The 17208-nt window shown below is 37.4% G+C and carries 16 protein-coding genes; 12 read left to right on the top strand and 4 right to left on the bottom strand.

Going from position 1 to position 17208, the window contains the following annotated elements; all coding sequences use genetic code 11:
* The first annotated feature begins 67 nt into the window (after positions 1-67).
* Both ASC84_RS15265 and hfq read left to right on the top strand, forming a co-directional pair.
* Positions 68-349, top strand: coding sequence for a hypothetical protein (locus ASC84_RS15265; protein ID WP_227515163.1), 282 nt, complete (start codon positions 68-70; stop codon positions 347-349).
* A gap of 160 nt (positions 350-509) precedes the next feature.
* Positions 510-890 carry an RNA chaperone Hfq gene (gene hfq / locus ASC84_RS15260; protein ID WP_056516250.1) on the top strand — a complete coding sequence of 127 codons (381 nt, stop codon included), beginning with the start codon at positions 510-512 and terminating at the stop codon, positions 888-890.
* 395 nt (positions 891-1285) lie between these two features.
* On the opposite strand, the gene ASC84_RS15255 is transcribed toward hfq, so the two are convergent.
* A complete protein-coding gene (locus ASC84_RS15255; protein ID WP_056516247.1) occupies positions 1286-2086 on the bottom strand; it encodes an undecaprenyl-diphosphate phosphatase in 801 nt (266 codons plus the stop codon).
* A 306-nt stretch (positions 2087-2392) separates the two neighbouring features.
* Between ASC84_RS15255 and kdpA the strand changes: the two genes are divergently transcribed.
* The 5 genes from kdpA to ASC84_RS15230 all read left to right on the top strand — a co-directional run bounded on the left by kdpA (position 2393) and on the right by ASC84_RS15230 (position 10411).
* Positions 2393-4117, top strand: a complete 1725-nt coding sequence (kdpA, locus tag ASC84_RS15250) for a potassium-transporting ATPase subunit KdpA (RefSeq protein ID WP_056516244.1) — start codon at positions 2393-2395, stop codon at positions 4115-4117.
* Between the two features lie 10 nt (positions 4118-4127).
* Positions 4128-6158, top strand: coding sequence for a potassium-transporting ATPase subunit KdpB (kdpB, locus tag ASC84_RS15245; protein ID WP_056516242.1), 2031 nt, complete (start codon positions 4128-4130; stop codon positions 6156-6158).
* A 20-nt stretch (positions 6159-6178) separates the two neighbouring features.
* On the top strand, positions 6179-6784 hold the full coding sequence (kdpC, locus tag ASC84_RS15240) for a potassium-transporting ATPase subunit KdpC (protein WP_056516238.1): 606 nt from the start codon (positions 6179-6181) through the stop codon (positions 6782-6784).
* A gap of 249 nt (positions 6785-7033) precedes the next feature.
* A complete protein-coding gene (locus ASC84_RS15235) occupies positions 7034-9676 on the top strand; it encodes a sensor histidine kinase KdpD (RefSeq protein WP_056516235.1) in 2643 nt (880 codons plus the stop codon).
* A 27-nt stretch (positions 9677-9703) separates the two neighbouring features.
* Positions 9704-10411: a response regulator gene (locus tag ASC84_RS15230; RefSeq protein WP_004722101.1), complete on the top strand. Its 708-nt coding sequence runs from the start codon at positions 9704-9706 to the stop codon at positions 10409-10411.
* Between the two features lie 639 nt (positions 10412-11050).
* On the opposite strand, the gene ASC84_RS22950 is transcribed toward ASC84_RS15230, so the two are convergent.
* Positions 11051-11221, bottom strand: a complete 171-nt coding sequence (locus tag ASC84_RS22950; protein ID WP_171252547.1) for a hypothetical protein — start codon at positions 11219-11221, stop codon at positions 11051-11053.
* 506 nt (positions 11222-11727) lie between these two features.
* Here ASC84_RS22950 and ASC84_RS15225 point away from each other — a divergent pair.
* Both ASC84_RS15225 and ASC84_RS22945 read left to right on the top strand, forming a co-directional pair.
* Positions 11728-11949, top strand: coding sequence for a hypothetical protein (locus tag ASC84_RS15225; RefSeq protein WP_056516232.1), 222 nt, complete (start codon positions 11728-11730; stop codon positions 11947-11949).
* A 367-nt stretch (positions 11950-12316) separates the two neighbouring features.
* Complete coding sequence (locus ASC84_RS22945) at positions 12317-12469, top strand: hypothetical protein (RefSeq protein WP_004819938.1); 153 nt, start codon at positions 12317-12319, stop codon at positions 12467-12469.
* A gap of 268 nt (positions 12470-12737) precedes the next feature.
* Here ASC84_RS22945 and ASC84_RS15220 read toward each other — a convergent pair whose 3' ends face one another.
* Complete coding sequence (locus tag ASC84_RS15220; RefSeq protein ID WP_056516230.1) at positions 12738-13715, bottom strand: alpha/beta hydrolase; 978 nt, start codon at positions 13713-13715, stop codon at positions 12738-12740.
* A 97-nt stretch (positions 13716-13812) separates the two neighbouring features.
* Between ASC84_RS15220 and ASC84_RS15215 the strand changes: the two genes are divergently transcribed.
* From ASC84_RS15215 to ASC84_RS15205, 3 genes are all read left to right on the top strand, one after another.
* Positions 13813-14721 (top strand): LysR family transcriptional regulator, encoded by a 909-nt coding sequence (locus ASC84_RS15215; RefSeq protein WP_056516227.1) that lies wholly within the window; start codon positions 13813-13815, stop codon positions 14719-14721.
* A 331-nt stretch (positions 14722-15052) separates the two neighbouring features.
* On the top strand, positions 15053-15268 hold the full coding sequence (locus tag ASC84_RS15210; RefSeq protein ID WP_056516225.1) for a hypothetical protein: 216 nt from the start codon (positions 15053-15055) through the stop codon (positions 15266-15268).
* Positions 15269-15507: 239 nt separating this feature from the next.
* Positions 15508-15972 carry a hypothetical protein gene (locus tag ASC84_RS15205; RefSeq protein WP_227515162.1) on the top strand — a complete coding sequence of 155 codons (465 nt, stop codon included), beginning with the start codon at positions 15508-15510 and terminating at the stop codon, positions 15970-15972.
* A gap of 375 nt (positions 15973-16347) precedes the next feature.
* Here the strand turns inward: ASC84_RS15205 and ASC84_RS15200 are convergent, their stop codons facing one another.
* Positions 16348-16881, bottom strand: coding sequence for a GNAT family N-acetyltransferase (locus ASC84_RS15200; RefSeq protein WP_056516219.1), 534 nt, complete (start codon positions 16879-16881; stop codon positions 16348-16350).
* Positions 16882-17208: the final 327 nt, after the last annotated feature.

Below are 17208 nucleotides of genomic sequence, written 5' to 3'. Positions count from 1 at the left end.
GAATCTCAAGCTTGGAGAGGTACAAATGCGAGTGATTTTACATCGAAGTTTAATAAAAGTGTTTTGTATGGGTACGCTAATGATTGCAACTCAATCTTGGGCAGATGCTTCTAAAATACCGAATAAAACGGATCCTCAAGCAGCAGTAAAAATGCAAATGCAATGTTCTCTAAAGCCTTGTAATGCACAGAATGAAGCCAAAAAGCCCAATAATGATCATGCAGAACGACAGCATGTACATTCATCAGATATGGCGCAAAACGCGCAATCGAGCGGGGTCGATATGGCGCATGTGATGATGAAGATGGATCATTCAAAAATGATGATGCCTGCTACACCTAGTAAGTAAACTATATAAATATTTACGTTGAAATTCAAAGATTAGGGGATAGATGACATAGTTTATTCGTCTATTTTGATCAGGAAAGTAAAATTCGCAGGATGCGTCTAATTATAAATTTTATTTAAGAACGATATTTTTTAGTATTTAAAAGTTTTGGGAGATTAATATGTCTAAAATTCAAACTTTACAAGATCCATTGTTAAATTCTCTCCGAAAAAAACATATTCCAGTTTTTATTTTTCTGACCAATGGGATTAAATTACAGGGGCATATTGAATCTTTTGATTCATACGTTGTGTTATTGAGAAACAGTGTAGGGCAAATGCAAATTATCTATAAACATTCAATTTCTACTGTTCTGCCTACACGCCATCCACGTTCAAATATTAAAGCCTCCCTTGCAAAATTTGATCAACAAAACAGTTATAGCAACTCATATGACAATGAAAGCCAATATGGTTTTAATAGCCAAAATGATTTTGGTTATCAAGTAGGCATCAATGATGAAATACAATTTGAAGATCTTGCTGAAGATGAAAATACTTGAGCATTAGATCGTCAAAGGCTTGATGAAATATATAAACAATTGAGTGGTTTTATCTAAGTTGATAATTTGTCTATATAGACAGTATGAGGATTTTAGTCTTAGTTTTTCAGTCTTTTAATATTTACTCTTAAAGATTTTTCATCAATCAAAAAATGATCATGTGGAGTGAATCATATCGGTATTGAAAGTTCCTTCTCCCGCTGGGAGAAGGCTAGGATGAGGGCGCTTTTATGTTGATTTATGCTTTTAAAAATGATTGATAAAAGAAGTCTGTTAAATAACCATCACAGCTAAATATAAGCATCTAAGCAAAAAAAGACCCACAAGGTAAGTGGGTCAATACGATAAAAAATAACATGAGCAGACTTAAACTTATCTGCTATTAATTCACATGATTATAAAAACACAAACAATAAAATAATACCCAATACCACACGGTACCAAGCAAACACTCTCAATGTATGTTTTTCAACAAATTTGACCAAAGCTTTTACCACCAAAAGCGCAGCAATAAATGCAGCAACAAACCCCACTGAAATATTAATCAGGTTATCTGAGGTTAAAACATCTGCATTTCGAATTAAATCATAGGTTGCAGCACCTAACATGGTTGGCATTGCAAGGAAAAAAGAAAATTCGGTTGCCGCTTTACGTGATAAACCAGACAACATCCCACCAATAATGGTGGCGCCTGAACGTGATGTTCCCGGAATCATGGCAAGACATTGGGCAAATCCAACCAGAATTGCTTGTTTTAAGGTAATGTCTGTGGCTTCAATGGTTTTAGGTTCAAACTTTCTGGCTTCTACAGCAAAAATAATAAAGCCCCCGATAATTAAAGCAAAAGCCACAACCAAAGGACTAAACAGCACTTGTTTAATAAAATCTACTGCTAAGACACCAATCACTACAGCAGGAATAAAAGCAACTAAGACATTAATCGCAAAACGTCTGGCTGCAACATCGCCAGAAAAAAAGCCGCGAATTAGTTCGATGATTTTTTGTCGATACAGCCAACATACGGCCAAAATTGCGCCCAATTGGATCACCACTTCAAATACGCGTCCAGAATCTGAGTGAAAATCAATAAGATGACCAAATAAGATCAGATGTCCTGTACTTGAGATAGGTAAAAATTCAGTTAAGCCTTCGATTAACCCCAAAAACAATGCTTTAAGTAGTTCAAAATTTTCCATAAATAAAATAAACAAGCGTTCTAAAATTTGAACCTTTGTAATGTATTTAACGCTGTTTATAAATCAAAAAAGACAAAATTTTACGAAATTTTTACGCAGCTGATCTGACTGTAAATAGAGAGTTTACGGGGTATTTGCGGATACTGAGTTGTGGAATATCCCAGCGTTTAGGATGAAAAAGATGAGTGCTAAATATATAGCGCATCAACAAGTACAGCATCCAAAATTATGCGTACTTCAAAAACATATAAATCATTGCAATATCGACATTTTTAATTTGAGCCAATCAAGTTGGGGGGAAATGTCATGCTAGAATTTATTTTAGTCTTGGCGATTGTGGTACTTCTGGCTTTTCCTTTAGGGAAATATCTTGCCTGTATCATGCAAAACAAAGCGATGAAAGTTGATCGCGTTTTTAACTGGATTGAAAAACCAATTTATCGTGTTTTGGGTACACATCCTGATCAAGGGATGAATGCGAAGACCTATTCACTTAGCTTTGTGGCGAGCTGTATCGTCATTGGATTGGTGACTTGGGTGTTGTTTATGTGTCAAGCAAGCTTGCCACTCAATCCAAACAATGCGCCGAATATGTCATGGGATTTAGCCCTGCATACCATGATTTCATTTCTGACCAATACCAACCAACAGCACTATTCAGGTCAGGCGCAACTGTCATATTTATCACAGATGGTTGGAATTGTTGGATTGCAAATCATTACGCCAATGATGGGTTTGGCAATAGTGGTGGCAACCGTACGTGCCTTGTTTTATCCGCAATCGAATGCTTTGTCAGAAGCAGATCAAAACCTAAGCTTTCAAAATAAAGTTGAAAAAATCAATGTGGGTAATTATTGGGCCGACGTGATCCGTCCAACCTTTCGTTTTTTAATTCCGTTATGCATGATTTGGTCATTATTACTCAATAGCCAAGGTGTACCATCAACCTTTCAAGGTGGCCCAGAAGTTCAAGTCATTGACCAAACCACTGAATTGAAAACTCAAAAAATTCCACTTGGGCCTGTTGCACCCATGGTTGCGATTAAGCAATTGGGTAGTAATGGTGGTGGTTGGTATGGACCTAACAGTAGTGCGCCATTGGAAAATCCAACCCCATTTTCAAATTTCTTAGAAATGATCGCGATTCTACTTATCCCTGTCGCAGTGATTTTTATGTTGGGTTTTTTAACCAAACGCGCAAAATTTGCTGGCTTTGTTTTTGGCTCAATGTTGCTGATGTCGGTTGTTTCAGCTACAGCGGCGATTTGGTCTGAAAGCCTATCATCTTCCGCGATGCAAATTTATGCCATGGAAGGAAAGGAAGTGCGTTTTGGTGAAGCATCTTCCGCATTGTGGGCCGCCATAACCACACAGGTCAACAATGGTTCCGTCAATATGATGCATGACTCTGCATCACCATTAACAGGTTTAGTGGCGCTGGCGAATATGCTGATTAATGCGATTTGGGGCGGGATCGGCTGTGGCTTACAGCAATTTATGATCTATCTGTTTTTGGCTGTATTTATTGCAGGTTTGATGACAGGTCGTACACCTGAATTATTTGGCCGCAAAATTGAAGCAGGGGAAATCAAATTACTTGCTGTGGTGATTTTGATTCAGCCGATTACGATTCTCGGTTTAAGCTCAGTTGCTTTGTTTTTCCCTGAACTTACAGGCAATAGCAATCCGCAATATCATGCCATTTCACAAGTGTTGTATGAGTATGTTTCGGCCTTTGCCAATAATGGTTCTGGTTTTGAAGGTTTAGCGGACAATACCGTGTGGTGGAACGTGAGCTGTGTCATCGCTTTACTACTTGGACGTTTTCCAACATTGATCATTCCTTTAATGATTGCTGCTCGTTTAGCTGCAAAGCGTCAAGCCCCTGAAAGTAGTGGTAGTTTAAAAGTGGAAACGCCAACCTTTGCTTTCACTCTGATTGCTATTGTGGTGATGTTGACCTTATTACAATTTATGCCAGTCCTTGTTTTAGGACCGATCGCTGATCAGCTGTTATTGGTACAAGGCTAGGGTGAATAAAATGAATCATTCAAAACAATCTACGCAAAATAAATCATCAACTTTATTTCAAGGTGAAGCTTGGAAAAATGCCTTGATTAAATTGTTGCCACAACATGCAATTAAAAATCCAGTGATGGCGATTGTATGGCTAGGCACCCTCATCACACTGGTCAGTACTTTAACGGGTCAAGCTGATACTGTATTTGGTTTAGTGGTGACGTTGATTTTATTTATCACCGTATTATTTGCCAATTATGCTGAAGCGATTGCCGAAGCCAAAGGTCGAGGTCAAGCCTCCTCCTTAAGACAAGCGCGTCAAAACTTAACCGCACGTCGACTCAGTTCTAAGGATGATCGAGAGGGCGTACAAGTCGCTGCAACCTTATTAAAAATGAATGATCTGATTGAAGTCCGTGCTGGGGAACTGGTGCCTGCGGATGGTGAAATTGTTCATGGTTTTGCGACTATTAATGAAGCTGCGGTAACAGGTGAGTCAGCACCCGTTTTACGTGAAGCAGGTACCGATAAATCGGGTGTGATTGGGGGAACTAAAGTTTTAACCGATCGTATCGTGGTGCAAGTGACGGCTGAAGCGGGTAATAGCTTTCTTGACCGAATGATTGCTTTGGTTGAGGGTTCCAATCGTCAGAAAACACCAAACGAGATCGCTCTGGGTATTTTACTGACTGTGATGACTGTGACCTTTATCGCAGTGGTGGTGAGTTTACCTTTTATTGGGCATTTCTTAAAAATTGAAATTAACCCGATTCTCTTGGTGGCTTTGTTGGTGTGTTTAATTCCAACCACCATTGGTGGCTTGTTGCCTGCAATCGGTATTGCGGGGATGAATCGGGCGTTAAAAGCCAATGTGATTGCCAAATCGGGTAAAGCTGTCGAAGTGGCGGGTGATGTAGATGTATTGTTACTCGATAAAACAGGAACCATCACCTATGGTGACCGTCAGGCAACAGCATTTTTCCCACTGACTGGAGTGACTGAATCAGAACTTCGTCAAGCTGCGATATTGACCTCACTTGCAGACCCAACACCAGAGGGTAAATCCATTGTGGTTTTGGCAAAAGAGCAAGGGGAGCATATTGTTGAACCTGAACAGGTCGAGTTTATTGCCTTTAATGCCGCAACTCGGATCTCTGGTATAAATTTATCAAATGGACAGCAAATCCGTAAAGGGGCAGTAGATGCGATTATTAAATTTGCTTCACAGAATATTGAACATCATAGTGAGCTTAAAACGCGGGTAGAACAGGTTGCATCAAAAGGTGCAACGCCGTTAGTGGTGGCAAAAGATCAAAATATTCTGGGGGTGATTGAACTTTCAGATGTGATTAAACAAGGCATCAAGGAAAAATTTGCTCGCTTACGTGAAATGGGTATAAAAACTGTCATGGTCACAGGGGATAACCCGCTGACTGCTGCTGCCATTGCAGCGGAAGCAGGTGTCGATGACTACATCGCTGAAGCGAAACCTGAAGATAAGTTAAATTGTATTCGTCATGAACAGAATAAAGGTCATTTGGTCGCTATGGTTGGCGATGGTACCAATGATGCACCTGCTTTGGCACAAGCAGATATTGGTTTGGCGATGAACTCAGGGACCCAAGCGGCAAAAGAAGCGGGCAATATGGTGGACTTGGATTCGGATCCAACCAAATTATTGTCGGTTGTTGAGATTGGTAAACAGCAGTTGATTACGCGTGGTGCATTGACCACCTTTTCATTGGCCAATGACGTTTCCAAATACTTTGCAATTTTACCGGCTTTATTTGTCGCAGCCATTCCTCAAATGCAAGTTTTAAATGTGATGCGCTTGGGAAGTTCAGAAAGTGCAATTCTCTCAGCACTGATTTTCAATGCCATCATTATTCCATTATTGATTCCAATTGCTTTACGTGGAGTGAAGTTTAAGCCTTCAACATCAACGCAATTATTACGTCGAAATATGCTGATCTACGGTGTAGGTGGTGTGGTGTTGCCGTTTATTGCGATCAAGCTGATTGATCTGATGATCAGCCCCCTATTGGCGCTTTAGAAACTTTGAGGATGATAAAAATGAATACTGAAAATAATCGATTGCTTGAGTCATCATTCGCTGGATTAACACGAGCATCGTTTGGATTAACCATTGTCGCGTTGGGTTTATGTGGTTTTGTCTACAGTGCTACGGCAACAGGGTTGGGACAAGTTCTTTTTGATGAACAAGCCAATGGCAGTTTGATTGTTGAAAATGACCGAGTTGTCGGTTCTAAACTGGTTGCACAGCCTTTTGTACAAGCACAATATTTTCATCCACGACCTTCTGCTGCCAATTATGATCCAATGGCCATGGCAGGAAGTAATATGGCACGAACCAATCCTGATTTACACAAAGCAGTAGAGGAACGTTTAAACAAAATTGTGATACAGGATCACGTTGAAAAAAGCGCGATTCCTGCAGATTTGGTTACGGCTTCAGGCAGCGGAATTGATCCTGAAATCAGTGTGCAATCTGCAATGATTCAAGTAAAACGCATTGCCAAAGCAAGACATTTGCCAGAACAGGATGTGCTAAGGTTGCTGCAAGACAATAGCATACAACCGACATTTGGAATTTTAGGGCAAGCCAGAGTCAATGTACTTGAATTAAATTTGGCTTTGGATCAAATTGGAAATCAATAAATGGGTTGCAATCATCAACGCGAAATGAATCAGTGTTGATGTAATTGATTCTCTATGATTGTTGAAAAGCGGGCATTATTGGGATTTTATTTTCGTATAAATTTACAATATTCTCTCTTTTGCTTTAGATCGTAGATATTTCAAGTTGAATCAAACGACTGTGTTTCTTTGCTGGCCTGTGTTTTTTGCTGTATTGAATGGTCGTAAAGAAACACCACAGTGATGTAATTTTTAAACAAGCAGACGACGATGAGCGATTATAGAAATAATAAAGCAGATGTTTTACTGCAACACACTCAGCGTTATCAATCTGGGCGCCTCACTATATTTTTAGGTGCTGCACCCGGTGTGGGGAAGACTTTTGCAATGTTAGTGCGCGCGCACGAACTGGCTTTGCAAGGGATCAACATTGTGATCGGCTATGTTGAAACCCATGGTCGCATTGAAACTGAAAACCTCATCTCAGGTTTGGTGATCATTCCAAGAAAGGCAATTGAGTATCAAGGACATTCTCTTGAAGAAATGGATCTTGATGCTGTGCTGGCAAGCAAACCCAGTATTGTTTTAGTAGATGAATTTGCGCATAGCAATATGCCAAATAGTCGTCATGAAAAACGTTGGCAAGATATTAATGAATTACTGGATGCGGGTATTGATGTATTTACCACAATGAATATTCAGCATCTCGAAAGTTTAAATGATGTGGTCTATCAAATTACGGGTATTCGGGTGACTGAAACCGTACCTGATCGGGTCTTTGAACGGATCCGTGATATTCGATTAATTGATTTACCAGTTAATGAATTACTTGAGCGTTTAAATCAGGGCAAAGTCTATGTACCTGAGCAAGCTGAACAAGCTTTGCAAAGATTCTTCAACAGTTCAAATCTGACCGCATTGCGTGAATTGGCAATGCAGACGGTTGCTAGTCATGTCGATACCGATGTTCGAGAAAATTTTGCTATACAAGGGCTTGCCCCCATTCCTTTAAAAAATCATATTTTAATTATGATTGAGGGCAATGGACAGGCAGAGGCTCTAGTTCGCGCAGGTTGTCGTATTGCTGAAAATCGTCAGGCAAACTGGACGGTGGTGGTCTTTTCTAAAGATTCAAAAATAACCGAAAAACAAGACAATTTATCCAGTCGAGAAATTGAACGGGCTTTAAACCTCACCCGTCAATTGGGTGGAATGACTGAAATCCTTTATGGTCAGCAACATGCAAAAACGCTGTTTGATTATGTGATGGATCGAGGGATTTCAACTTTGGTATTGGCACAATCACATCGTAAGACCTTTGCATTGGGTGTCGTAAATTTTGTTGATCAATTACTTAAATACCAGCCAAGTTTTGAATTGAGTATCGTCCCAATTCTTGCAGAACATCGTCAGCAATCATTTTTTCAAGATACGCATTCATTTCTAAGTTTAAGAGAAATGTTTTATGTGTTATCCACCACTATGATCAGTATTGTGATTGCCAGTTTAGGTGAAAAGTATTTAGGGATTGAAGAGCTTTCGGTGATTTTTATCACCGCTGTGGTTTTTGTGGCATCTAAAACACGAATGCTGGCCGCTGTGCTTTCAGCGCTGTTGTTCTTTTTTGCTTATAACTTTTTCTTTATTTCACCCAAATTTACCTTACAAATTTCTGCACATCAGGGTGTGATTACCGTGGTTGCTTTCCTTGGCGCTGCACTGATTTCAAGCCGTTTGGCATCGAGACTGAGAGAACAGGTAACGGCTTTAAAGACTGCAAATAGTTATAACAGCATTATGCAGGATTTAGGTCAAAAACTGTCTACCGCGATCGATTTAAAACAAGTGCAGGAGATTGCAGAAAATAGTTTAAGTAAAAATTTAAATGCCGAAATCTGGTTTTATTTCCCAGAATCATCAACCTCATCGCTTGAGGTTATTAACAATAAAGAAAAAATTTCAGCAGATTGGACATTTAAGAACCATCAACCATCGGGACGGTTTACCCAAACCTTGACTGAAAATGATTGGTGGTTTTTACCATTATTGGCGTCTAAACAGTGTTTTGGTGTGGTCGGGGTTAAGTTTCTTAAAAATGTATCGGTTTTAAATACTGAACAGAAGCAACTGACTGAAACCATGGTTGAATATATTGCTCAAGCAATTTCTCGAACCCAACTCACTAAAGCATTGGAAATCGCCAATGTCAGTTCAGAAACCGAGAGATTGCGTTCGGCCTTGTTATCCTCCGTCTCTCATGATTTACGTTCACCTTTAGCCTCTATGATTGGTGCAGCTGATACTTTGAGTAATTATCGGCATTCGATGGATGAACAAGATCAAGACAGCTTATTGGAAGCCATTCATTTGGAAGGCGAACGACTGGATCGTTATATTCAGAATTTATTGGATATGACACGGCTAGGGCATGAAGGTTTAAGTCTTAAACGAGATTGGATTGGTGTCGATGAATTGATTGGTTCAGCGGTACGCCGTTTAAAACGCTATATGCCGCATAGTCTTGTTGAGGTTGATTTACCAGAGCAAACCTTGAGCCTATTTGTGCATGCGGCTTTGATCGAACAAGCGATTTTTAATGTATTGGAAAATGCAGCCAAGTTTTCACCAGAGCATAAAGCAGTCAGCATTAAAGTTCTACAACTCAATGAAAACGAAATTGAAATTTCGATTAGCGATCAAGGTTTGGGTATCCCAGAAGATGAACGAGAGCGAATTTTTGATATGTTCTATACTATGGAACGTGGCGATCGTGGGCAGTATGGTACGGGATTGGGCTTAACCATTGTTAAAGCCATTATTGGTGCGCATATGGGTAAAATTTCGGCATCTTCAGCCAAGAATAATCAAGGCACCTGCATCCGTATGCAATTGCCGATTCAGCAGATTGGATAAGTGCACATATTGATTTTAGGAAATAGCATGCCAGAACACAATGTATCGACAAGTTCCATGACCAATGTATTGATTATTGATGATGAAACTCAAATTCGTAAGTTTCTCGATATTGCACTTAGAGCACAAGGCTATAAAACCCTACTGGCCGAAAATGGTCAAAAGGGCTTAGAGCTTTTGGCTTTACAAGGCGCTGATTTAATTATTTTAGATTTAGGACTGCCTGATTTAGATGGTCTAGAAGTCTTATCTGAGTTGCGAGCGTGGTCGCATGTCCCTGTGATTGTTTTGTCGGTTCGTTCTAATGAAGAGGAGAAAGTCAAATTACTGGATGCTGGCGCCAATGATTATGTGACGAAACCTTTTAGTGTTCAGGAGCTTATGGCGCGTATCCGCGTATTACTCAGACAATTTCAAAACGTTGCTGTGGAATCCGCTTTTTTTGATGATGGTTTTTTAAAAATTGATTTTGCCCAAAGACAGGTATTTCTTAACCAACAACTGATTTCACTGACACGTAAGGAATATCAATTGCTGACTTTATTGGCCCAACATAAGGGGCAGTTGATTACTCAACCACAAATTCTCAGTGATTTATGGGGACCAACTCATCAGGAAGATACCCATTATTTAAGAATTTTGGTGGCCAAATTGCGTGGAAAACTGAATGATAATGCGGTACAACCCAAATATATTGTGACTGAACCAGGTGTGGGCTTACGCTTTGTAGGCTAAGCATGACTGATCTTCTTTGAGATCATTGGTTTTTTGATGGTTTTACAGTAGATGGTTAAAATTAAAATAAACGATTCTTTGTAAAGTGCAGAGTAGGGGTTTTTAAATGTTGATAATAGTAATGTATTATTATTTAAAATCAATTAATTAAATAATTTGTTGGATTTGAAAGAGTGCTGGTATTCTAAGTTTTACTGAGAACTTTGGCTTTATATTTATACAAACTCACGATTTGAATTGAGTGTGGCGAAACTTTATTAAATAAAGCGTAATCAAATATATTTTATCCGCTTTCATCTGCTGATCTGTGTTAACTTAGCTTTGATCGAATCCGTAAGCGAAACGGAAGTGTTTAGGTTGTTACAGGAATTGCGTATTCCCTCTAAATAGATTTAAAACCTAAGCAGTTAACGCTGAGCATGAGATCGCAGCATGCCGATCTAAAAAGCCCGCACTATTGTGGGCTTTTTTACGTCATTGAGAAAGCTGAATATTTTAGTAGTTAACGTCTGAATTTATATAACCAACAACGAAAAAAACTTACCAAACATCGGTAAGTTTTTATAGATTAAGCTTTAAGATCTGTTCATTTTTAGCCTACAGGGTAAGCTATTTATGAAATTTCAAAAGACCTTTGTGTTATTTAGGCTTATTTGTATCAGGTTGCTTAACCTCTTTATTGTCCTGATTTGGATTAGGTGGTGTAGCACCAGGAGTTGGTTGTGGCGCGTCTTTAGGCGGAGTTTGCTCAACGTTTTTAGTATCTGAATTTGCTTGAGCTGAATTTTGTGAAAAACTTTTAAATGACATTATAATCTTCTCAAATTGTTAAGTGAGTCTGGATAATAGCCTTTTAATCCACTTACACTAAGGTAGTTGTGAGAGCCATATGTGGAGATATGTTGGCTAAACTGAGTTTATATCGACAAAATATATTTATAAAAATATCAAATATTTGTATTGTGTTGTTTTAAATGGTGATATAAATAATCCCTAAATATAGGCCTGTACATAAACATCACAAATTGATTTTATAAATAGGAACTTTTAATTTAAAATAATCAAATGTTATTTAAGTTGCATAATCTGTTAAATTAGCGTACTATGAAAAATACTAAAGCAGATGTGCTTAATATATAAGCAAGACTTGAAGGTTGGCTTCAACTCTGACTTCTGCAATATCAAGCTGATGTAAATATCAAAAGTTTAAATTAAGGTTAGATGCCTTCTTATCGTTAGTTCCAAAAATATATCTGTTGGTCTTAATAGTTAAATACTTCTCTGTTTGCAAAAGCTCAAAACAATTGAGTGAAAAAATGAATATTTTAAATGGCTGGACAATAGCCTCTGCAGTAAATGGCGATGAAATTCGCGTAAAGATCGTTCCTTTAAAAAGACAACAAAGCAACCGTACTGGTATGAGTTGGGTCGAAGTAGGGAAAAAGATTGAATTAGAATCTGGTGACGATCGTCAATTTAATATTGATGGTTCATCTTTCTATCTTAATCAAAATCAACTTTATCGTATTGCGGTATAAATCATAATGAATGTTTTAGAAAAGCTCATCGTAAGATGGGCTTTTTATATGGGTGAACGAATATAAAAGATATCAAAAATTAAAGAAGGATTTTTGATCAGTGTTGATTGATGAATATTAGATGGTTTTAGAATGATTAAGCTGGAATTAAAATCTCATAATAAAAACTTACCATGTGACTGTTTGGTTAAATACCGAAATACTTTAAATCAGCCATAACACTGAAATTTAGATGATTTATCTGAATCTTTGAAATCAAATGTAATAAAGCTTCACATAAACTTGCATAACTCACATATCGAAATACTTTATTAGAAATTTAATGTTATTCCTAATAGACGTTATTCAATTCAGTATGAGGTATATCATGTTAAAGACCGTAGCATTATTAGGGACTGGAATTGCAATTGCTTGCTACTATCAGTCACATAAAAATAATCCTCAAAAAACCAAGGGTAAAAATTTAGCCAAAACCAAAGATGATGATCATAAAGAGTCTTCAGCAGAAGCAGTGCATTAATTTTAATGAAAAACCACCGATTCGGTGGTTTTTTTAATATGGATACGGCAATCGTAAAACTTAAGGTAGAAACGGACACTGAAAAGATGCTGTCTAAGCCGGCAAGGAAATGATAAAGAATTTTTAAATCCGCTCCCTTCACAAATGGATACTTCTTACCTTTGCTAAAGGAAGGAGTTTTCCATTACAAAACTTAATATCGCTTAACTGGTTGTCATTAGAGTGATAAAAGTGCTTTCTTTTCATATCCGACTAAAGGCATTCGATCTTAATTTTGATGTTGATAAAACCAATCTGTCGCATGTGCAACTGTTCTATCTACAATATCGGGTTGCTCGTAATACTGGAAATGATTGGTTCCATTTTCCCAGATAAGCTTTTTATCTGATGTTGGAATTGAATCAAAATGACGTCGAGCCGCTGCTGGATTCATACAGGTATCAGAATGAATGATAAGCGCGGGTTTATTTAGTTTTGCAACGCCAGCTACAGTTGAATAAGAAAAATGATCAAGATCACTCATAATTGCATAACGATTCTCCCAGTTTTTTAGCGTCCATGCTCCATACCAGCTCCATATAATTGGGCCAGGTAAACCTGCATTCGAGCCTTTGACACGATCACCGAGGTCTGGGGAAACTAATGGTTGATAGATAACTTCACCTGTTGTTTCATAAAGAACTTTGGCATCCTGTGCTTTCTTTAAACGGATTGCTAATAAGGCTTCTAATTCTTCGATCGTTGGTGCAGATTCAACATCAAATGGATTTTCCGTAACACCTGCCGCAAGCATAAATAAATCAGTTTCTCTATCTCGATAATATCCAGTAACAGAAACAACGGCTTTGACACGCTCTTCATAAGAGGCGATATCCAGCATTTCAGGTCCACCTTGGCAAACCCCTAATAGAAATATTTTATCGGTATCGACATCGTTACGGGTAAAGATGTAATCAATTGCAGCAATGACATCTTCATTTTTCATTTTTGGATTTTCAAGGCGACGTGGCATGCCTTGGCTCTCACCAACAGTTCTTGGATCAAATGCGAGGGTGATAAAGCCTTCATCTGCTAAACGTGTCGCATACTGAGTGGGTGCCTGTTCTTTTTGAAAAGAATATGGCCCAAGAATAATAACAGCGGGGAGTTTTCCATCGGTATTTGGCTTATATAAATCGCCAACCACTGCATCACCATGTGAATCAAATGTTATTTTTTCTACAGCATAGTTACCATGTTTGGGCATTGTAATTTTCCTTATCGTCATTAATTTTGAGTACCCATTCAGCCTATATAAATATATTATTGAGAACAATCTCATAAAACTTTATAGAATAGTGAAAATGGCTCATCAATTGAAAAGCGGTGAACTCTTTGCTTTAACAATTTTTTTATCTGTGGCCTCTCATCGAAACTTCCGTGCAGCTTCGGTTGAGTTAAACGTCACACCCTCAGCAATTAGTCATGCCATAAAAGGTTTGGAAAGCCGCTTAAATGTTCGGCTTTTCAATCGAACCACACGCAGTGTTTCTTTGACTGATGCCGGAATCCAATTGGTTCATTCACTTCGACCATCCATGGAAAATATTTCAAATGCGCTAAATCATTTAGATGATTTTAGAGATCAGCCGAGTGGTGTACTTAGAATTAATGCCAGTGAAGGGGCGGTTAGGTTGGTTTTAAAACCCATTCTTAAAAAGTTCTTACAACACTATCCATTGGTTCATTTAGATATTGTTTGCGATGGTAAATTAACCAATATCGTTGAAGAAAATTTTGATGCAGGCATACGCCTTGCAGACGATATACCTAAAGAAATGGTTGCAATCCGTTTGACTGAAACCGCACGCTTTGTTGCTGTCGCATCCCCAGACTATTTATTAAAAAATTCTACGCCACTTGTTCCGCATGATCTTTATGAACATGATTGCATTCGTTTCCGTTTTGATAGTGGCTTAATTTTTCGCTGGGAATTTGATATGAATGGCATTATTGAAAAGATAGATGTCAAAGGGCCATTAACACTTACAGATCAAACATTAATGGTTGATGCTGCAATAGATGGTATTGGTATCGCATTTGTACCTGATCATTTGGTAAAAAATGCTGTGGAAAATCAGCAATTAAGTATCGTTTTGGAAAAGTTTAGCCCAGTCTATCGTGGTCTTAGCCTTTATTATCCAGGCTATCGTCATGTATCCACTACACTTAAGGCGTTGATCAATATGATCCGTGATTCATCCAGCTATTGATATTCATTATGTCGATTTCGAAAAGTCGCAAAAAACTTGGCTAAAAAGAGTTCATTTTGGAATTCAACTTATTTGCCTATATCAAGCTATCTGAAGAGAAAATCTAATCACTTAAAAGCGAAATTTTCATTCATAACAGACATAAGGAAAAAGATAAAAACTACAAAAAGTACTAAGTTTTATAGAAATCCATATATTTTTTATGGTTTTTGTAAATATACCTCAAAAGAGAGGCTGTTTTACCTCAAAGTGCTTTGCTTAATTTCTAAAAATAGGACATAACTATGAGAGTAAATAGAGTAAAAATTTTTAATTACAAGGGGAATAAAAAATGCTTTTAAAATTTGCCACTCGATTCGCAAGTATTTTGTTTGGAATACTGGTTTTAATCGCGATCGTGATTCATTTTGTTTTTTCGAATCAGCTATCCATTGATCTATGGATTGTGCTTTTCCCTGTTATTTTAGCAGTTCCAATTTTAACAGCAGTTCTGATGACGGGTGATGATGAGTTGGGTGTTCAATCTAGTGAGTGGAACAACTCATAATTTTTAGATCTAAGCTCATCGAAAGATGAGCTTTTTAGTATTTGAAAGAATTAATTTTAAACCTATGCAGTTATCTCACTTTTTCTTTTAATGGATAAAGGAGGGATATAGACAGTGAGTACCAACAAGTTTGTGACCGTTTATAGGTATAGTGAATCTAGCAATCGTTATATATTAACTTAAACTTGTATTTGCAGTGTTTTACTTCAACGGCTGGATTGTTGATGAGGAGAACCAAGTTGCGATATTTATTGTTTATATTCAGTTTTTTACTGTGTGCTGAATTGAAAGCGCAGAGCCCATTAGACGAACCTTTTTTGCAAGTTGGTGCAGTTGATGATCAATTCAATATTATTAATCTCGAACTGTACAATGGCTTAGTCAAAGTGATTAATCACAATTTTTCGAACATTAAGCCCAATCAATCAGATGATTTAACAAACATTTCTAGAATTAGGTTAACTAGCAATGGATTGTTGCTTGTATCTGATTTAAAGGGGATTGAGTCTACAGAAGATCTAACCGAGAAATTTGATGAAAACAAATATAAAAATCTGACCAAAAACAACATCTGTAGTAAAAGCGATTTATTTGAGTCTGAAGTATTTAAAAAAACAACACAAGGCAATATTGTTTATCAATTAAATAATGCTCAAGGTGAGTTTTTGAAAAGTTTTACAATGAGTTATAAGGAATGTCTATAGATATTAGGTGTTTAAGTAAATGATTTAGGGTGGCTACCCTAAGCAGACTTAGCAATCAAAGAGAAACAATGGTCTGAACAGTAATTAAAAGCGGAACAAAACTATAATGCCAAAATTAAATAAATTGAGTCTGATAGTCATCTTGCTAATGCCAGTGCTGACAGTCTGCCAAAGCAACTCAAAGTTGTAAATGGTCGTTTGTCTGGTGCTACCTGTAAAGCCAAAACTGAGTACATTGAAATTAAATCAAGCGTACTCAGCTATTGCGTCAGAGAATATACAAAAACGGAAGATCGAGCTGATGCAGAGCGAATCGATAAAGAAAAATTAAATGAAGCATAGCCCTCTGAGTGAGGTTAATTCGCATATTGCCCATTACGCTAAATCAGGTTTAGATATTTCATATAAAATATGTTTTTCAAGATCTGGAGCCGAAGAAAATTCGGGATGATTAAACACGTTAATTTTTGTCATACCTATTTTTTTCATTACTGATTCTGATGGTTTATTGATGCTGGCTGTAAATGAAACGACCTTATCTAGGTGCAATACATTAAAAGCATATTCTAAAACAGCTCTAGCTCCTTCAGTTGCATAACCTTTGTTCCAATATTCTTTTGCTAAACGCCAAGCAATTTCCACGCAAGGTGAAAAATCAAATTGTAGAGGTTGATTATGCAGACCTATAAACCCAATAAATTTATGATTCTCTTTTAATTCTACAGCCCAAATTCCCCATTTATTCTTATTAATAATTTCTGTAACTGTTTGAATTATTTTAAGACTCGCATCTTCAGTAAGATTGTTGGGAAAATATTTCATTACTTCAGGATCTTTACCCATTTTAATAAAAGGCAGGTAATCACTTTCTTGCCATTGTCTAAGTATGAGACGCTCTGTTTCTAGCATCACCCGAATTCCTCGTTACAGTTATGTTCTTGTTTATACATCTAGTTTCTAGGCGATGTCATTTTACGTTAAAAAAGATATAAGCTAGGAATGAGTTTACCTGACTTTCCAAATATAGGTATACAACGGCAATATCTAACAAAAAAAATTGATTTAGACCTAGGCTTTTCTTTCATATTGTGTCAAGGCTGAAACTATCTGAAAATTTATTTGGGCTTGGAAGATAAATTATCAAAATTTAGTAGAAATGTATATAAAGTGTAAGTTTTAATATTTTACCGTTTGGTAAAAATATATATTCCCTCTGTCAAAAGACATTGTATTAAG

The sequence above is a fragment of the Acinetobacter sp. Root1280 genome (assembly GCF_001425285.1).
In the GTDB taxonomy this organism is placed as follows: Bacteria; Pseudomonadota; Gammaproteobacteria; order Pseudomonadales; family Moraxellaceae; genus Acinetobacter; species Acinetobacter guillouiae.
This window is presented reverse-complemented; position numbering and strand designations above follow the sequence as displayed.